The organism is Dyadobacter alkalitolerans DSM 23607 (assembly GCF_000428845.1).
In the GTDB taxonomy this organism is placed as follows: Bacteria; Bacteroidota; Bacteroidia; order Cytophagales; family Spirosomataceae; genus Dyadobacter; species Dyadobacter alkalitolerans.
The window spans coordinates 207,187-222,782 of sequence record NZ_KE386806.1; the positions used below are offsets into that span (position 1 = coordinate 207,187).

The window sequence follows — 15,596 nt, forward strand, 5'->3', positions numbered from 1 at the left end:
ATTTGTAGTAAAAAAATGGAAAAGACTAGTGATTCTCAAGCATGGCGGGTTGTACAGACTCGCTCCAGATCTGAGAAGAAAACTGCGGCCTTTATCGAAGCAATGGGTGTAAAGTCATATTTACCACTGCAAAAGCGAAAAAAACAATGGAGTGACAGGACGAAAACAGTGGAAGAACCGCTGTTTCCCGGCTATCTATTCGCGCAATTCGAAGAAGGGCAACGCTATCCGCTCCTCAATGCGCCTGGCGTAGTTCGAATCGTGTCGTTTGGCGGTAAGTATGCCTCGGTATCCGAGGCACAAATTGATGCTTTACAAAAACTGGCCTACCTGGACAGCGAAGTGGTTGTCGTTGATGAAGAACTGGCGTGTGGTCAGGAAGTATACATAACGTCGGGGCCCTTTCAAAACTTGACGGGGCGCTTGATTCGGCATAACGGGAAAGGAAAGCTATTGATTGAATTCTCTGCGATCGGGCAAGGCTTACTTGTTGAGCTCGGTAATACCAAAATAATAAGCAAGGTTGCTAGCTTGTAGTAACAATTAAGTTAATGTGTTGGTTTTTAGTTTGTTAGACATCTAAACGTGTGATCGAGAGGGCGAAGCTGAATCCAAGCCTTCAAAAACCATCTCACTTTTTTTGCCTTCTCCAATGAGTCAAGTAATAATATTATATGGCCTACCAAAAGCCTGAGTACGCAAATTCAATAACGCCTCAGGAGAACTTGTTTAATCTGCGGCTTGGAGAAATATGGCGTTACCGCGATCTTCTGATGCTTTTCGTCAGGAGAGATTTTGTAGCTAAGTATAAGCAGACCGTTCTCGGGCCTTTGTGGTTTTTCATTCAGCCTTTATTTCAGACGGCCGTATTGGCAGTTGTGTTTGGTGGAATGGCCGGATTGCCGACGGACGGCGTGCCGCCCATCCTTTTCTATTTGGCAGGCGTAACTGCATGGAACTACTTTTCCAACTGCCTACGGGCAACCTCCAATACATTTACAGCCAACGCTTCGCTTTTTGGCAAGGTTTACTTTCCCCGCGCCGTGCTTCCTATATCGGTGGTGATCAGCAACTTGATTCAGTTTGGTATTGGGATGCTTTTGTTTTTGATATGCTACGGGTATTTTGTTTTCAACGGTTATGATTTACAACCTAATCAAACCATTTTACTGGTGCCAGTGCTCATTGTTATGATGGGTTTTATGGGGCTGGGCCTGGGAATGTTGGTTTCAGCACTTACTACGCGATATCGAGATCTGCAATATCTGGTTGAATTCGGTGCACAATTACTGATGTATACAACGCCGGTAATTCTCCCTCTTTCGACCGTACCAGCCGGTTTTAAAGCGGTTATGCTGATCAACCCCATGACCGGCGTCATTGAAACCTTCAAATATGCTTTTTTAAACACCGGTGTTTTTTCATGGAATATGCTAGCTTACTCGGCCTTATTTACGGGCGTTGCATTTTTGTTTGGTCTGCTTCTCTTTAATAAAACGGAGAAGAACTTTATGGATACGGTTTGAGTGAGCAGTTTGATACAAATAGAAATTTGAAGTAAGATCCATGAAGCCTGCTATACGTGTAGATAAAATATGCAAACAATACCGACTGGGTGACATCGGCACCGGGACGCTGAGCAACGACCTGAAAAGGTGGTGGTATGAGGCGCGCGGCAAGGAGGACCCTTTCCTGAAAATCGGAGAGCGCAATGATCGGACAACGAAAAGCAACAGCGATTATGTGTGGGCTTTGTCAGATATCAGCTTTCAGGTGATGCCCGGCGAAATCATGGGAATCATTGGTAAAAATGGTGCAGGCAAGTCCACCTTGTTAAAGATACTTTCCAAAGTAACCAGTGCCACAACCGGCCGAATCGATTTTGACGGACGGATTGGCAGTATGCTCGAAGTAGGCACCGGATTTCATCCTGAACTGACCGGTATGGAAAATATCTATTTAAATGGGGCCATATTAGGAATGACCAAGGCTGAAATACGTTCCAAACTCGATGAGATCATAGATTTTTCTGGCTGTGAACGATATATTAACACGCCCGTAAAACGCTATTCTTCGGGTATGACCGTCCGGCTGGGTTTTGCTGTAGCGGCGCATTTAGAGCCGGAGATTCTTGTAATTGACGAAGTCCTCGCTGTGGGTGATGCCGAATTTCAAAAGAAAGCGATTGGTAAAATGCAGGATGTGAGCCGCAATGAGGGTAGAACTGTACTTTTTGTCAGTCACAACCTGGGCGCCATTAGAAATCTATGCACACACTCCATCATTCTCGATAAAGGCGAAATGGTTTTTGACGGTTCAACTGATCAGGCCATAACCCACTATCTGCAAAGCACGACGATCAATAAGTCTGATAAAATTTCCAGCAGTGTTTCCTGGCACTCGGAGGACATTGAGATCGATTCCATTGAAATCAATGAGAGTGAAATAAATGAAGTGCTGCTCATAAGCGGACAGAACACACTGGTTGTAAGAGTCCGGGGAATGCTGCGACATGACCGAAAAATGTCCATCGCAGCGAGCATTAATGACGAGGAAGATTGCCGGGTGGCTACCTACGACCCGGCATACCTGACCGGAAAAACGCCGGTCATCACCAAGGGTGCCTTTGACCTGGAAGCTGTCATGAAATTTCCGCCATACATGAACAAGGGGACTTATAAACTGAATCTTTATCTCGTGTACGCAGGTGTAGAATATTTAATGAAAGCCCCCGATTGCGCGCATCTTCAGATTGAAGGATATATGTCGGCGAGCGGAAATATTCTGGACAGCAGGGCAGGGGGGATCATGTTTCTTGAACAATAACCAGCAAGCACTTTGCACAAGTTATCCATCATTACCATTAATCTGAACAACGCGGCAGGACTGGTCAGGACGGTTGAAAGCGTACTTTCCCAAACCTTTAAGCATTTTGAATTTATTATAATAGATGGCGGCTCCAAGGATGGTAGTCTTAATGTAATCGAAAAATCTAATGGGCAGATCGCGTATTGGGTTTCTGAGCCTGACAAGGGCATCTATCATGCAATGAATAAAGGCATCAAAGTGGCATCAGGCGAATACTGCCTTTTTCTGAATTCCGGTGATTGGCTGACGCACAATAATGTGCTTACTAGTGTTTTTGATACAAATCCCAATGCCGATATCGTGGCAGGCAATGTGTATTTCTTCAACACGATTGAAAAGCGAATCCAATGGACGGTGAATTCTCCGGACAATTTGACGGCAAAAACAATTTTTTCCGGTTTGCTCGCGCATCAGGCTACATTTATTAAACGCAGTTTATTTGACGCCATAGGATATTATAATGAGGATCTGACGATTGTGTCGGATTGGCTGTTTTTCCTGGAAGCACTGCTGGAAAGGGGGGCCAGTTATCAACATTACAAAGGCGTAGTGTCCTATTTCGATATGAACGGTATAAGCTGTGACCCGGCTAATAACAACTTGCCGCGCAGAGAGCAATTGACAATTCTCAGGCAGAAATATCCGCGTTTCATTGCTGATTACGACCGGTTAGAAGAGCTGGAAAATGAATCGGGCCGCTGGCTCGGAAGTCATGAATACAATGTATTTAAGGCTTTTGAACGGATTGGACTGATCAGATTAGGCGTGGGCATAAGAAAAGGTGTCCGTTTTTTAAACCGGAGAATGTTGAAAAAAATATGAGGGTTTTCCTAAGAAAAATGGCCCAAAAACTGGGGTATGATATCATGCGCTTGCCAACTGATCCTGTTATTCGGCAGCAAATCGACCTGTTGGGAAAATACAGGATCAACGTCATTTTTGACATTGGTGCCAATACTGGCCAGTATGGACAAAGGCTCAGAGCGATGGGATACAAAGGAAAGATCATTTCGTTTGAACCGCTGCCGGAGGCTTATGGACAAATTAATGAAGTATCCGCCAGTGATTCTGCCTGGACTGTTGTGAATTGCGCAATGGGCCGTTACGTTGGAGAAACGGAAATCAATGTTTCCGGAAATTCGTATAGCAGCTCCATTCTTGAAGTTCTTCCGGCGCATTTGGAAAGCGCGCCGCAGTCGGCTTTTCTCTATAAAATTACCGTTCCGGTCCAAACGATAGACTCCGTCATTGACCAATATTACGTTGAGAACAGCCGCCTTTTTGTCAAGATTGATACCCAGGGTTTTGAAAAGCAGGTTTTTGCAGGCGGTATGCAATCATTGGATAAGATCAGTGGATTTCAAATGGAGCTCTCGCTGGTTCCGCTTTATGAAGGCGAGACGCTCTTTTACGAAATGGTGGATTTACTGCGTGAATATGGGTTTAAACTAATGCTCGTGGAAGGTGGGCACCGCAATTACGACACCGGAGAGATCTTGCAGGTTGAAGGCTATTTTTATCGGGAATATGCGCAGAAGTGAGGTGCTTGGCTTGGCGCGAAAAGATCAGTTCTTATCTAAAATTAGTCAAACAATCTTCGCAACATTCAATATGACTAAATCCTATTTTTCTTGACTCGTCAGTGGTAAAAAGAATCTCCATCATCACTATAAATTTGAACAATGTTAAAGGTTTACGGCAAACAATTGAAAGCGTTGTTCCGCAACTAAACGACGCGATTGAATTTATCATCATTGATGGAAATTCTACTGACGGAAGCCTCGAAGTAATAAAGGAATATGAAAGTAAAATCACACTTTGGAAGTCGGAAGAAAAGCAAGGGATTTACACCGATATGAACAAGGGAATTGCCAGCGCTAATGGTGAATATTGTCTTTTCCTAAACTCGGGCGACTGGCTGAATACCAATATAATTTCAGAAGCAATCGAAGCATGTACGGGTGAAGGTATTATTTATTTTAATAATTATCTGAGTTATTCCAATGCCAGTTTTGAGCAAATTATTTATCCGCCAACCCTCACAATGCGGAGCTTTTATAAGCAAACAATCGGCCACCAAGCCACGCTGATACGAAGAGAATTGTTTTACAAATTTGGTATGTACAATGAAGGCAATGCGATTTATTCAGATTACGAGTTTTGGTTAAAATCCATTATAATGGAGAATGCCACCTGCAAACACGTAAACAAGTTTCTTTCTTTCTATGATATGGGAGGACAAAGCTCAAAACCTGATGAAAATGCAGTGAAGGAAATAAATTCGATCCTTAACCGAAATTTTCCTAAACGGGTGCTTGATGATTACGAATACTGGTATAACAGGGAAAGGGAAATGGAAATACTTGTCTGGTATAAAAACCAAAAATTGCTGTATCGGTTACTTGTTTTTATCTATAAAATAACCAAGAATCTGACCAGGCTAGTGCATGGTCGTTCCAAATAATGTTTTCTACTCCCATACTCTTTATCATCTTTAATCGTGCCGAGGTTAGCCAAAGGGTATTTGACGAGATTAGAAAGTTGCAGCCTGTGCATTTTTACATTGCCGCTGACGGCCCCAGGGATAACGTGCCTGACGACATGAGCAAATGCGCCGCCGCCCGTGCAATTGTAGACCAAATAGACTGGCCATGCAATTTGAAATTATTATTTCGCGAGCAAAACCGAGGCTGCGGACATGGTCCGGCCGAGGCAATTACCTGGTTCTTTAACCATGTAGAAGAAGGAATAATTTTGGAGGATGATTGTCTACCAGCCGCTGGCTTCTTCACTTTTTGTACGGAATTACTGGAACGTTACCGCACAACAGAAAACATTTCGATCATTAGCGGGAACAATCCGCTTAAACAATGGAAATCGCGAAATCAAGCTTATATTTTTTCCACACTTGCCGGAACGTGGGGCTGGGCCACCTGGCGACGTGCGTGGACACATTTCGATTATGCTGCTGCCGATTGGAATACGGAAAAAGGCAAGCAAAACGTCTTGCAGACACTGGGAAACAAAACCGTCTATGAACATTTCGCAAAAGAGTTTGACGAAAGTTTTGCAGTTCAAAAGGCAGATGTCTGGGATTTTCAATGGTATTTCTGCCGACTGAACCAGAAAAGCTATGGCATCGTGCCAGCCATTAATTTGATAACTAATATCGGATTTGGGCAGGACGCAACACACACCTTAATTCAGTCAAAACCCGCGGTGATAGAAGAAGATTATACCATTCGTTTTCCGCTCAAACATCCGGAGTTTCAAATTGATACGCTTTACGATCGGGTTGTATTTGAGCGGGTCTATAACCCGGCAAAAAGATCATCATTGAAGAAAGTTTTATTAAAGGTTGCCACATACGCTGGTAAAATATGGTAGGCAAAATAATCAAAAAAAGTAAAAGGATATTTACCAGGGTATTCCATGCGCTGGTGGATGGGCAGGAGTTGATCCGGTTGATTGAAAAGCAAAAAAAAGACGAATTATATCTGCATGTTACCGCTGGATCCGGGACCCAGTTTTACCGGGAGACTAAAATTGAAAACCTGCAAAGAAATAAGTCCAAAATTGTCATCGGGACGAATTCTCACATTCGTGGCAACCTGCTGATATGGCCTTATGGAAATGGAATTCAGATTGGAAATAACTCTTTTGTCGGCGAAGGTGCAAGGATCTGGGCAGGTGACAATGTACTTATAGGAAATGGCGTTTTAATCGCCCATAATGTAACCATTATTGACTCCGATAGTCATGAATTAGACTATTTAGAGCGGGAACAAAGCTTCATTAAACTTACTACTGACGGGCATCCGAAGGACCTTGGATCTGTGAAGACATCACCAATTGTCATTGAGGATAATGTATGGATCAGTTACAATTCATGCATCCTCAAAGGCGTGAAAATAGGAAAGGGCGCAATAGTCGGCGCTGGTAGCGTGGTTAGCAAAGACGTACCTCCATTTACCATAGTAGCAGGCAATCCGGCTGTGATAATACGAACAATTAATACTGGCAATGATATCTAGTCTGATACAGCAATATAGGGCAATTAAAAAGCAGAGACAGCGAACTTCCAGCAAGGATAAATGGTACAGCCAAGGCCAGATTCCATGGCAGGAAGGTTATGTATATGCAAAAGAAGAATTAATAAAAGAATGCCTTCACAGTGAAATGATCGCAGAGCAATTCCGAAAAAATACTTTGCCAGCCGGATTTGGTTACAGGATTGATGAGCGAATCGTTGAATATCCCTGGATATTCTCGAGATTATCCGACAGCCATTGCACACTTTTAGATGCGGGTTCAACCTTTAATTTCGATTACATTGTTTCACATCCGAAAGTCACCAATAAAGCGCTTTCAATTTTTACTTTCTTTCCGGAGCCATCCTGCTTTCATAATAAAAAAATAAGTTATCAATTCGGTGACTTACGGGATATCCCTTACAAAGAACAGTACTTTGACGAAATCGTGTGTCAGTCAACTTTGGAGCATATCGATATGGATAATTCCATTTACGGCTACGATGCTGACAAGCTCAAAAGCGAAAAGTCATATGATTACATGCTTGTAATTGCAGAGCTGGACCGCATCCTGAGCCAGAACGGTTTGTTGCTGCTGACATTTCCTTATGGCCGTTTTGAAAACCATGGTTTCTTTCAACAGTTCGATCATGAAATGCTAAGCCGGATTGAAATGTACTTGTCCGCCCGGGGCAGTATTGAAAAGCAGTTTTTTAAATACCAGGAACATGGCTGGGAGCACTCATCTCAGGCAGGTTGTGAACTGGCAGAATCCCATAATCCGCATACGGGACTGGGGAAAAAAAATGATCATGCTGCACATAGCAGGGCAATTTGTTGTCTACAATTCAAAAAAGCTAAATGAAAGTGCTGGTCATTGGTGCGCGGGGGTTTATTGGACAGCATGTATATGATTACTTTAACAATAAACCGGTTTGGGAGGTCTGGTCATGTGATGTTGTTGTGGATTATACGACGCTTCGTTATATTCAGATTGATGCCTCGAATTCAGACTTTACAGAAATATTTAACAACAATCATTTTGATATCTGTATCAACTGCTCCGGCGCGGCCAGCGTGCCGGATTCACTGACAAATCCGCAGCGGGACTTTCTGTTGAACACATACAATGTGTTCAGAATGCTGGACGCAATAAGGAAGCATGACCCGACGTGCAAGTTTATTAATTTGTCGAGTGCCGCCGTTTATGGGAATCCTTTACAATTGCCAATTAGTGAATCAGTTCCTCTTTCTCCGATATCGCCCTATGGCCGGCACAAATTGATGGCCGAAAGCATATGCAAGGAATATGCCGAATTCTTTGGCGTAAGCACATGCTCCCTCCGTATTTTCTCTGCTTATGGAGAAGGATTGAAAAAGCAGCTTTTATGGGACTTGTTCAATAAGATGAAGAATGGCACAACAATTCAGCTGTTCGGCAATGGTTCGGAAACCAGGGATTTTATTCATGTGGAGGATGTTGTCCACACGATCGATCTTGTTATCAGTAATGCCCGCTTCGAAGGCGAAGTGATCAATGTTGCTAATGGAGAGGAAATAGAGATCAGATACATCGTTGAGTTATTTGGCAGGCTGATGAACTGGCAGGGACAGATTGATTTCAGCTGCCTGAAAAGAGAGGGAGATCCTTGTAACTGGCAGGCTGATATGAGCATTATGAAATCGTATCATTACAAGCCTTCGATGCCTTTTGAAGAAGGTGTTGCAAAATATATAAAATGGGTAAGAGAAAGCATTTAGGCTTGTTTTTCAAGTATAATGAAAATTGGATCGGTGGTACGTATTATATCCTCAACCTGGTTCAGGCATTGAACGTGTTGCCTGACGATGAGAAGCCGGATATTTCGGTTATTTCATTGAACAAAACCGACTTTCATTATATAAAAAAGGAAACGGGATATCCATATTTGTTTCATGTCAGAGACCGATCTACTGCAACGTTATGGGAAAAAGCCGTCAATGCATTTTCCTTAAGATTATTAAAAAGAAAAGTAATTGACAGACGCCTATCGGATCGCTTTGATTTGATTTTCCCAAACCCTGCCGGAAATTATTTCGACTTAATCAATGATCAGAAGAAAGCTTATTGGATACCCGATTTTCAGGAGTTGCATTTGCCCGACTTTTTTCACGTTGATGAACTCATTCAAATCAAGCAGCGACAAATAGCCCAGGTTTACAAAGCTAAAAAGATGGTATTCAGTAGTCTGGATGCCAAGCGTGATTTTCTGACTTTATATCCTTACGCAAAGGCAAAAATTTATATCGTCCCCTTTTCTGTCACGCATCCGAATATAAAGGAAATTGACTTTGAAGGTGTTGCAATGAGATATGCCATCGACAGGCCCTACTATTTCATCCCGAATCAGTTCTGGATTCATAAGAATCAGTTCATTGTTATTGAAGCGGTTAAGTTGCTGGTTGCCGATAATGAGGATATTCTGGTTGTATTTTCCGGCAAGGAAAATGATTATAGAAGCCCTGAATATGCGGATCAATTAAAAAGAATGGTGCGCGAAGAGGGGTTAGAAAGCAATGTGAAGTTTTTAGGATTTATAGACAGAAAGGAGCAGTTGGTAATCATGAAAAATGCGATATCACTCATTCAGCCTTCGCTCTTTGAGGGATGGAGCACTGCTATTGAAGATGCCAAGGCGCTAAATATAAAGATCATTGCCTCGGAACTAAGGGTGCATTTTGAGCAACTTACAGGCCGAAATGATTGCATCCTTTTTAATCCGCATGCCGCTCCGGATCTGGCTGCTGCAATGGCGCAGATCAAAGAAATTAATCCAGCTCCCCCTATTGATTATTCTTTAAATAACGTCACCCACGCAAGGGCATTTTGTACATTGTTTGCGTAAAGAAACGATACAATTTGGCTTATTTTTAAATCTTGATTACTGCACAACACTAAAACAAAAACTTGAAGCTTTCCATCATCACAATTAATTACAATAACGCTGAGGGTCTTCAAAAGACAATAGAAAGTGTCGTGAACCAGACTTCCCAGGATTTTGAATACATCATAATTGATGGCGGTTCGACGGACGGCAGTGTTGAAGTTATTCATAAATACCAGGACAAATGCGCTTACTGGATCAGTGAACCCGACCGGGGAATTTATCATGCTATGAACAAGGGGATTATGCAGGCAAAAGGCGAATATTGCCAGTTTGTAAATTCAGGCGATTATTTGCAGGATAGCGATGTAACAGAACGAATGCTTTTGAATATGCCTGACTGCAGTTTCATTTATGGTAACAGACTTCGACAAATCAATGGCCGAACAGAAATTGAGCGGAGCTATGCAGGCCGGCAGATCACTTTACTGGATATGTACCGTAGTACATTTTTTCATGCAACTGCATACATCAAAAGGTCATTATTTGAAAAATATGGTCTTTATGACGAATCGTTTCGAATTGTTTCCGATTGGAAATTTTTTCTTATTGCCATTGGGCTAAATGACGAGAAAGTTATTTACAAAGACATTAATGTCGTCTGGTTTGATTCTACTGGCATTAGCAGCACGAACTTGGAGCTGGACAAGTTAGAACGCAGAGCAGTCCTGGCAAAAGTTTTACCGCAAAGCATCTTGTCAGATTACCAGTCATTTGCCCGGGAAGGAGTAATTTTTCGGCGGTTGAAGCAAAATAGAATGATATGGTTTGCTATCATCAATTTGTACAGAGTCGTCTTCAGAATTGATAAGTTTTCAGCCTATATCAAAACAATAAAGAGATAAGCTGCAGTATTCTGAGTGATGTGCAATGTGATTTTTGTGAGAGCCCACCTGCACGACACCTTCTGACCTATTCTACAATTAGCAATAAAAAAGGAGCTGAAAACAAACAACACACGCAAAACCTACCTGGTATAATAATATGATGCTAAACAATATACCGCTTCGGATTTTAAGAAAACTCAAGCTCTTACAGTACATTAACATTTCGAAGCAAATCTCCTTCGAAAATCACAGCATTACCATTCCAGTTATTAATGAACTTGGGTATCCCAATGTTTACCTTAAATCCGGTTGGTTCTCTAAAATTGCGAATGAACTTTTTACAGGTGATGGTCAGACATTTATTGATGTTGGTGCAAACATCGGGCAAACTTTAATTGCAGTGAAGTCCATCGACAAAAACATTCAATATATCGGTTTTGAACCAGATGCATCGTGCCGTTATTATATCAAGAAGTTGATTCAGCATAATCATTTCGAACATTGTCTTGTCTACAATTTTGGTCTTTCAGACAGGCTAAAAGAAGATTTCCTTGAGACAAATGGTGAAGCGGACCCAACACAAGCGCGAGACGATCACGCAAATTTTGACGAAGCTTTGCGCCTAGTAACCTGGCTATGTTTTCGGTAATCATCCCGCTTTATAACAAGGCTTCTCATATTGAAAAAGCCGTCGATTCTGTGCTCAGGCAAACTTTTCAGGATTTTGAGTTGATCATTATCGACGATGGTTCAACGGACGGCGGTGTTTCAAAATTAGGGCGTTATGAAGACAGCAGACTTCGGATTATCAGGCAATCCAATTTCGGAGTCTCAATAAGCAGGAACATTGGTGTCAGCAATGCCCGGTTCAGCCTTGTTGCTTTTCTTGATGCCGATGACTGGTGGGATGAGCGTTTTCTGGAAGAAATGGATCAGTTGATTGCCAAGTTTCCGGAGGCGGCAATGTATGGTTCAGCTTATTATGTGGTTAAAAACGGGACGCATAAGCCAGCTCAGATAGGTCTGGAAGCCGGTTTTGAAGCTGGTTACATTGATTATTTTCAAGTGTACAGCCGCACCTTCTGGGTTCCGATAAACTGTTCTTTCGTTGTGCTCCGAAAGTCGGTTTTTGAAGATGAATCCGGATTTAAGCCTGAGCTGAAATTTGGTGAAGATCTTGATTTATGGATACGTATTGCTTTGAAGCACAAAACAGGATATGTTAATAAATACCTGGCCTATTCCAATCAGGATGTTGCACCCGCAGGTCGGGCACTCGGAATGGACAAGCATTGGAAGAAGACGGAACATGTGATCTTTAATCTGGATTATCTTGGTGCTCAGGAAGCTGATAATCCGCCATTGAAAATGCTGCTGGACGGGTTGCGTGTAAGGTCGTTGCAGCCTTTTTATCTCAATGCAAGCTATCCGCAGGAAACGCAGGATACATTGGCCAAAGTAGACTTTTCCAAGCAGCCTCCGTTTTATCGTTACCTCTATTACGGCCCTAAAAAGGTCATCATCACCTATTTCCGCTTAAAGAAGCTCGGCTCGCTGATCAAGCAGTCGCTGCTTCGCAATTACAGGGCACTACCAATTTATCGCCGCAGCTCATTTTGAAGAAAAAGATACTTGTTGTTTTCGGGACCCGTCCAGAAGCCATAAAAATGGCTCCGCTGGTGAAAGCGTTGCAGAAATGTGTGGACGAGTTTGAAGTCTCGGTCTGCATTACAGGTCAGCACCGGGAGATGTTGGATCAGGTGTTAAAAACCTTTTCCATCATTCCAGATTACGATCTTGACATTATGCAGAAAGGGCAGGATCTCTATGATGTGACCGCCAAGATCTTGCTGGGTATGCGGGACATTCTGTTTGAAAACAAACCAGATCTCGTGTTGGTACATGGCGACACCGTCACATCTATGGCCGTTTCTCTTTCTGCTTTTTATCAGAGAACAATGATTGGTCATGTAGAAGCGGGTCTGCGCACTTACAATATTTACAGTCCCTGGCCGGAAGAAATGAACCGTCAGCTGACCAGCCGGCTTGCCACGCTCCATTTTGCACCCACACCACTCGCCAGAGAAAATCTGTTATCCGAGAAAGTCAATGCGGGAAGCATATGTGTTACCGGAAACACAGTCATCGACGCCTTGAATCTGGCTGTCGAAAAAATTGAAACGTCCGACTTGGTCAAGAGGGAGCTGGTCGACCTCATGAAAGAAAAAGGATATGATACAGTTCGGCTTGAAGAAAAAAGACGACTTGTTTTGATCACCGGCCACCGCAGGGAAAACTTCGGCGATGGCTTTACGGAGATTTGCTTAGCCATCCAAATGCTGGCGGAGAAATACCCGGACGTAGATTTTGTTTACCCCGTGCATTTAAACCCGAATGTTCAAACGCCAGTCAGGGAAATGCTGCTTTCTCCCCTCAATAACAATGTATTTCTCGTTCCGCCTCTAGATTATCTGCCATTTGTATTTTTAATGAAGGAATCATTCCTGATTCTGACCGATAGCGGAGGAATCCAGGAGGAAGCACCGAGTTTGGGGAAACCTGTTTTAGTGATGCGGGAAACGACCGAAAGGCCAGAAGCGCTGGAGGCTGGAACAGTCCGGCTGGTGGGGGCGAACTGCGAAAAAATCATGACCCATGTCAGCGAACTGCTTGATGATAGCGGTGCTTATCTCGAAATGGCAAAAGCCAGCAACCCTTACGGGGATGGCAAAGCCAGCGATAGGATCGTCGGGTTTTTGATGGAGATATTTTCCTTGAACGCTATTGTGCTCCAATGATACCCAAAGTCATACATTATTGCTGGTTTGGCCGGGGCAAAATGCCTGCAATAGCAGACCAGTGTATTGCCTCCTGGAAAACACATCTTTCCGATTACCAGTTGCGGCTGTGGAATGAAGATTCTTTTGATGTCAACAGCGTTCCATATGTGAGCGAAGCCTATCAGGAACGAAAGTTTGCCTTTGTGACGGATTATGTCCGTTTGTATGCAATCCACCAATTTGGCGGGATATATATGGATACGGATGTTGAGGTGCTCAAAAGCCTGGACGATTTTTTACAACTTCCTGCTTTTTCAGGTTTTGAAAGTGAACGGGAAATTCCGACGGGCATTATGGCCAGTGAGCAGTTTGGACGATGGGCCGGCGAGCAACTGCAATATTATAAAGGCAAACACTTTCGCCGCTCGGACGGCAGCCTTGATATGACCACCAATGTGGAGATAATTTCTGGAATGATGGCCGCTAACGGGTTTAAGTTGAACAACACTTATCAGATTTATAGCGATTGCATGCACATATTCCCCAAGGATTATTTTTGTCCGAAATCAAGATCCGGAATTGTGACCCTTACGCCCAATTCTTACTGTATTCATCACTTTGAAGGCTCTTGGCAGCCAAAGCGGGTTAAACTCAAGAAATTTTTTTTCCAACGGATACTAGGGCCACGGTTAACCGAGCTTTTAGTCCAAACAAAAAGAAAGCTTTATTCCTAAAAACCGGTAATGCAGACATTTGCTGATCTTACATACATTCCGAAATATTTCACACTGAGAGCAGTTCTTGCATTCGGCTTTGTAATGCTGGCTTGTATCCTGGTGTTTTTCAGACAATCGCTTCCGCTTCAATGGATCCTTTTCGGGCTTGTAGAGGTGTTCTTCTTCTTTCTTTTTTCAACCCATTTTACCAAAAGGTGGTCTTTAATATCGCCTCATTTATATCAAAAGAAACTGTTCCGGGTTTCCCTTGTCATCCGCGTAGTTTGGGTGGTATTCAGCTATTTTTATTTTACGCTGGCGACCGGGCAACCGTTTGAGTATGAAACAGGTGACGCAAAGGGATATCATGTTGAGGGTGTCTGGCTATCGGGGCTGTTGACCGACGGGAAACTGGCTGTCTACCTGGATTACATTGGGATCAATTACTCGGATATGGGATATCCATTCTATCTGGGACTGCTGTATTATTTTGTGGGAGATGAGGTGCTCATACCACGTCTGATCAAAGCGCTGCTTGGTGCCTTTACCTGTGTGCTTGTTTATAAACTGGGGCGAAACAATTTTGGAGAATCCACAGGGCGCATTGCAGGGGTGCTGACCATGCTGCTGCCAAACCTGATCTACTATTCCGGGCTGCATGTCAAAGAAACAGAAATGGTGTTTTTGACAGTAAGCTTTGTCTACCTGGCCGACAAGCTTTTCCGCTCAGCGCTGCTGAGCTTAAAAGCCATTATCGCCATATTCCTGCTGGGGGGCGCACTCTTTTTCTTTCGTACCGTGTTGGCCGTGAGTATTCTTGGTTCTGTTGCCATTACGATTCTACTGGTCTCGCGGCTGGTTTCTACCCGCAGCAAAAAAATCGTGCTGTCCATACTGATGATCATCTTTGTAGCCTTGATCTGGTCGGGGCCGTTTAATGAGATCATTACGGGTTATCTGGAGGCCAGCGATCAGAATATTGCCGAGCAGATGGATAATTTTGCTAGCAGGGAAGGGGGGAATTTATTGGCAAAATATGGCTCCCGGAGTTTGTTTTTACCATTTATGCTCATTGCACCTTTTCCTACATTGGTGGATACAAACCAGCCCAACGCCATGATGCTGGGCGGTGCAATGTTCACCCGGAATATTTACGCATTCTTTGTTTTGATGGCATTGGTTGTATTGATCCGGGAGAGCCTCTGGCGGCAGCATGTGTTACTGCTTTCTGTGCTCTTTTCATATTTGTTCATCCTCGCCTCGAGCGGTTTTGCATTATCCGAGCGCTTTCATATGCCCATCGTGCCGTTTATGCTTATCCTGGCGGCCTTCGGCATCAGCCGCACAAACCTTGGGAATAAAAAGTATTTTATTCCTTACCTGTTGATCATTTCGATCATCATTATAGGCTGGAACTGGTTTAAAATGGCAGGCCGAGAACTCGTTTAGA

17 protein-coding genes are annotated in these 15,596 nt (G+C 43.3%); all 17 read left to right on the top strand.

Annotated features, from left to right (window positions below; translation table 11 throughout):
• Positions 1 to 15: 15 nt before the first annotated feature.
• The 17 genes from G395_RS31475 to G395_RS0128230 all read left to right on the top strand — a co-directional run bounded on the left by G395_RS31475 (position 16) and on the right by G395_RS0128230 (position 15,595).
• Positions 16 to 537 (top strand): UpxY family transcription antiterminator, encoded by a 522-nt coding sequence (locus tag G395_RS31475; RefSeq protein WP_051350460.1) that lies wholly within the window; start codon positions 16 to 18, stop codon positions 535 to 537.
• Positions 538 to 674: 137 nt separating this feature from the next.
• The gene (locus G395_RS0128155; protein ID WP_026633034.1) at positions 675 to 1,526 is read left to right on the top strand and encodes an ABC transporter permease; all 852 of its coding nucleotides are present in this window, start codon (positions 675 to 677) and stop codon (positions 1,524 to 1,526) included.
• A 40-nt stretch (positions 1,527 to 1,566) separates the two neighbouring features.
• Positions 1,567 to 2,826: an ABC transporter ATP-binding protein gene (locus G395_RS0128160; RefSeq protein WP_026633035.1), complete on the top strand. Its 1,260-nt coding sequence runs from the start codon at positions 1,567 to 1,569 to the stop codon at positions 2,824 to 2,826.
• A gap of 12 nt (positions 2,827 to 2,838) precedes the next feature.
• Positions 2,839 to 3,690, top strand: a complete 852-nt coding sequence (locus G395_RS30845) for a glycosyltransferase family 2 protein (protein WP_051350461.1) — start codon at positions 2,839 to 2,841, stop codon at positions 3,688 to 3,690.
• Positions 3,687 to 4,409, top strand: coding sequence for an FkbM family methyltransferase (locus G395_RS0128170; protein WP_026633036.1), 723 nt, complete (start codon positions 3,687 to 3,689; stop codon positions 4,407 to 4,409). The genes G395_RS30845 and G395_RS0128170 overlap by 4 nt, the downstream gene beginning before the upstream one ends.
• 101 nt (positions 4,410 to 4,510) lie before the next feature.
• Positions 4,511 to 5,332, top strand: coding sequence for a glycosyltransferase family 2 protein (locus G395_RS30850; protein ID WP_035362283.1), 822 nt, complete (start codon positions 4,511 to 4,513; stop codon positions 5,330 to 5,332).
• Positions 5,332 to 6,255 carry a hypothetical protein gene (locus tag G395_RS30855; protein ID WP_035362248.1) on the top strand — a complete coding sequence of 308 codons (924 nt, stop codon included), beginning with the start codon at positions 5,332 to 5,334 and terminating at the stop codon, positions 6,253 to 6,255. The genes G395_RS30850 and G395_RS30855 overlap by 1 nt, the downstream gene beginning before the upstream one ends.
• Positions 6,249 to 6,902 carry an acyltransferase gene (locus tag G395_RS30860; protein WP_051350463.1) on the top strand — a complete coding sequence of 218 codons (654 nt, stop codon included), beginning with the start codon at positions 6,249 to 6,251 and terminating at the stop codon, positions 6,900 to 6,902. The genes G395_RS30855 and G395_RS30860 overlap by 7 nt, the downstream gene beginning before the upstream one ends.
• Complete coding sequence (locus G395_RS0128190; RefSeq protein WP_051350464.1) at positions 6,892 to 7,764, top strand: class I SAM-dependent methyltransferase; 873 nt, start codon at positions 6,892 to 6,894, stop codon at positions 7,762 to 7,764. Before G395_RS30860 ends, G395_RS0128190 begins: the two co-directional genes overlap by 11 nt.
• Positions 7,761 to 8,660 carry an NAD-dependent epimerase/dehydratase family protein gene (locus G395_RS0128195; RefSeq protein ID WP_026633038.1) on the top strand — a complete coding sequence of 300 codons (900 nt, stop codon included), beginning with the start codon at positions 7,761 to 7,763 and terminating at the stop codon, positions 8,658 to 8,660. Before G395_RS0128190 ends, G395_RS0128195 begins: the two co-directional genes overlap by 4 nt.
• Positions 8,639 to 9,784: a glycosyltransferase gene (locus tag G395_RS31480; protein ID WP_051350465.1), complete on the top strand. Its 1,146-nt coding sequence runs from the start codon at positions 8,639 to 8,641 to the stop codon at positions 9,782 to 9,784. Before G395_RS0128195 ends, G395_RS31480 begins: the two co-directional genes overlap by 22 nt.
• Before the next feature lie 62 nt (positions 9,785 to 9,846).
• Positions 9,847 to 10,668, top strand: a complete 822-nt coding sequence (locus G395_RS30870) for a glycosyltransferase family 2 protein (RefSeq protein WP_035362250.1) — start codon at positions 9,847 to 9,849, stop codon at positions 10,666 to 10,668.
• A 139-nt stretch (positions 10,669 to 10,807) separates the two neighbouring features.
• Positions 10,808 to 11,299, top strand: coding sequence for a class I SAM-dependent methyltransferase (locus G395_RS0128210; protein ID WP_026633039.1), 492 nt, complete (start codon positions 10,808 to 10,810; stop codon positions 11,297 to 11,299).
• The gene (locus tag G395_RS31485; RefSeq protein WP_051350466.1) at positions 11,287 to 12,270 is read left to right on the top strand and encodes a glycosyltransferase family 2 protein; all 984 of its coding nucleotides are present in this window, start codon (positions 11,287 to 11,289) and stop codon (positions 12,268 to 12,270) included. Before G395_RS0128210 ends, G395_RS31485 begins: the two co-directional genes overlap by 13 nt.
• Positions 12,267 to 13,448: a non-hydrolyzing UDP-N-acetylglucosamine 2-epimerase gene (wecB, locus tag G395_RS30880; RefSeq protein WP_035362252.1), complete on the top strand. Its 1,182-nt coding sequence runs from the start codon at positions 12,267 to 12,269 to the stop codon at positions 13,446 to 13,448. Before G395_RS31485 ends, wecB begins: the two co-directional genes overlap by 4 nt.
• Positions 13,445 to 14,164: a glycosyltransferase family 32 protein gene (locus tag G395_RS0128225; protein WP_026633040.1), complete on the top strand. Its 720-nt coding sequence runs from the start codon at positions 13,445 to 13,447 to the stop codon at positions 14,162 to 14,164. The genes wecB and G395_RS0128225 overlap by 4 nt, the downstream gene beginning before the upstream one ends.
• Positions 14,165 to 14,173: 9 nt before the next feature.
• Positions 14,174 to 15,595: a glycosyltransferase family protein gene (locus G395_RS0128230; protein ID WP_026633041.1), complete on the top strand. Its 1,422-nt coding sequence runs from the start codon at positions 14,174 to 14,176 to the stop codon at positions 15,593 to 15,595.
• Position 15,596 lies beyond the last annotated feature (1 nt).

Excerpts from the sequence above, each read along its gene's own strand:
- G395_RS31475 (WP_051350460.1), top strand. The coding sequence starts at position 16 with ATGGAAAAGACTAGTGATTCTCAAGCATGGCGGGTTGTACAGACTCGC.
- G395_RS0128170 (WP_026633036.1), top strand. The coding sequence starts at position 3,687 with ATGAGGGTTTTCCTAAGAAAAATGGCCCAAAAACTGGGGTATGATATC.
- G395_RS30860 (WP_051350463.1), top strand. The coding sequence starts at position 6,249 with ATGGTAGGCAAAATAATCAAAAAAAGTAAAAGGATATTTACCAGGGTA.
- G395_RS0128155 (WP_026633034.1), top strand. The coding sequence starts at position 675 with ATGGCCTACCAAAAGCCTGAGTACGCAAATTCAATAACGCCTCAGGAG.
- G395_RS0128190 (WP_051350464.1), top strand. The coding sequence starts at position 6,892 with ATGATATCTAGTCTGATACAGCAATATAGGGCAATTAAAAAGCAGAGA.
- G395_RS31485 (WP_051350466.1), top strand. The coding sequence starts at position 11,287 with ATGTTTTCGGTAATCATCCCGCTTTATAACAAGGCTTCTCATATTGAA.
- G395_RS0128160 (WP_026633035.1), top strand. The coding sequence starts at position 1,567 with ATGAAGCCTGCTATACGTGTAGATAAAATATGCAAACAATACCGACTG.
- G395_RS0128210 (WP_026633039.1), top strand. The coding sequence starts at position 10,808 with ATGATGCTAAACAATATACCGCTTCGGATTTTAAGAAAACTCAAGCTC.
- G395_RS0128230 (WP_026633041.1), top strand. The coding sequence starts at position 14,174 with ATGCAGACATTTGCTGATCTTACATACATTCCGAAATATTTCACACTG.
- G395_RS0128225 (WP_026633040.1), top strand. The coding sequence starts at position 13,445 with ATGATACCCAAAGTCATACATTATTGCTGGTTTGGCCGGGGCAAAATG.
- G395_RS0128195 (WP_026633038.1), top strand. The coding sequence starts at position 7,761 with ATGAAAGTGCTGGTCATTGGTGCGCGGGGGTTTATTGGACAGCATGTA.
- G395_RS31480 (WP_051350465.1), top strand. The coding sequence starts at position 8,639 with ATGGGTAAGAGAAAGCATTTAGGCTTGTTTTTCAAGTATAATGAAAAT.
- G395_RS30855 (WP_035362248.1), top strand. The coding sequence starts at position 5,332 with ATGTTTTCTACTCCCATACTCTTTATCATCTTTAATCGTGCCGAGGTT.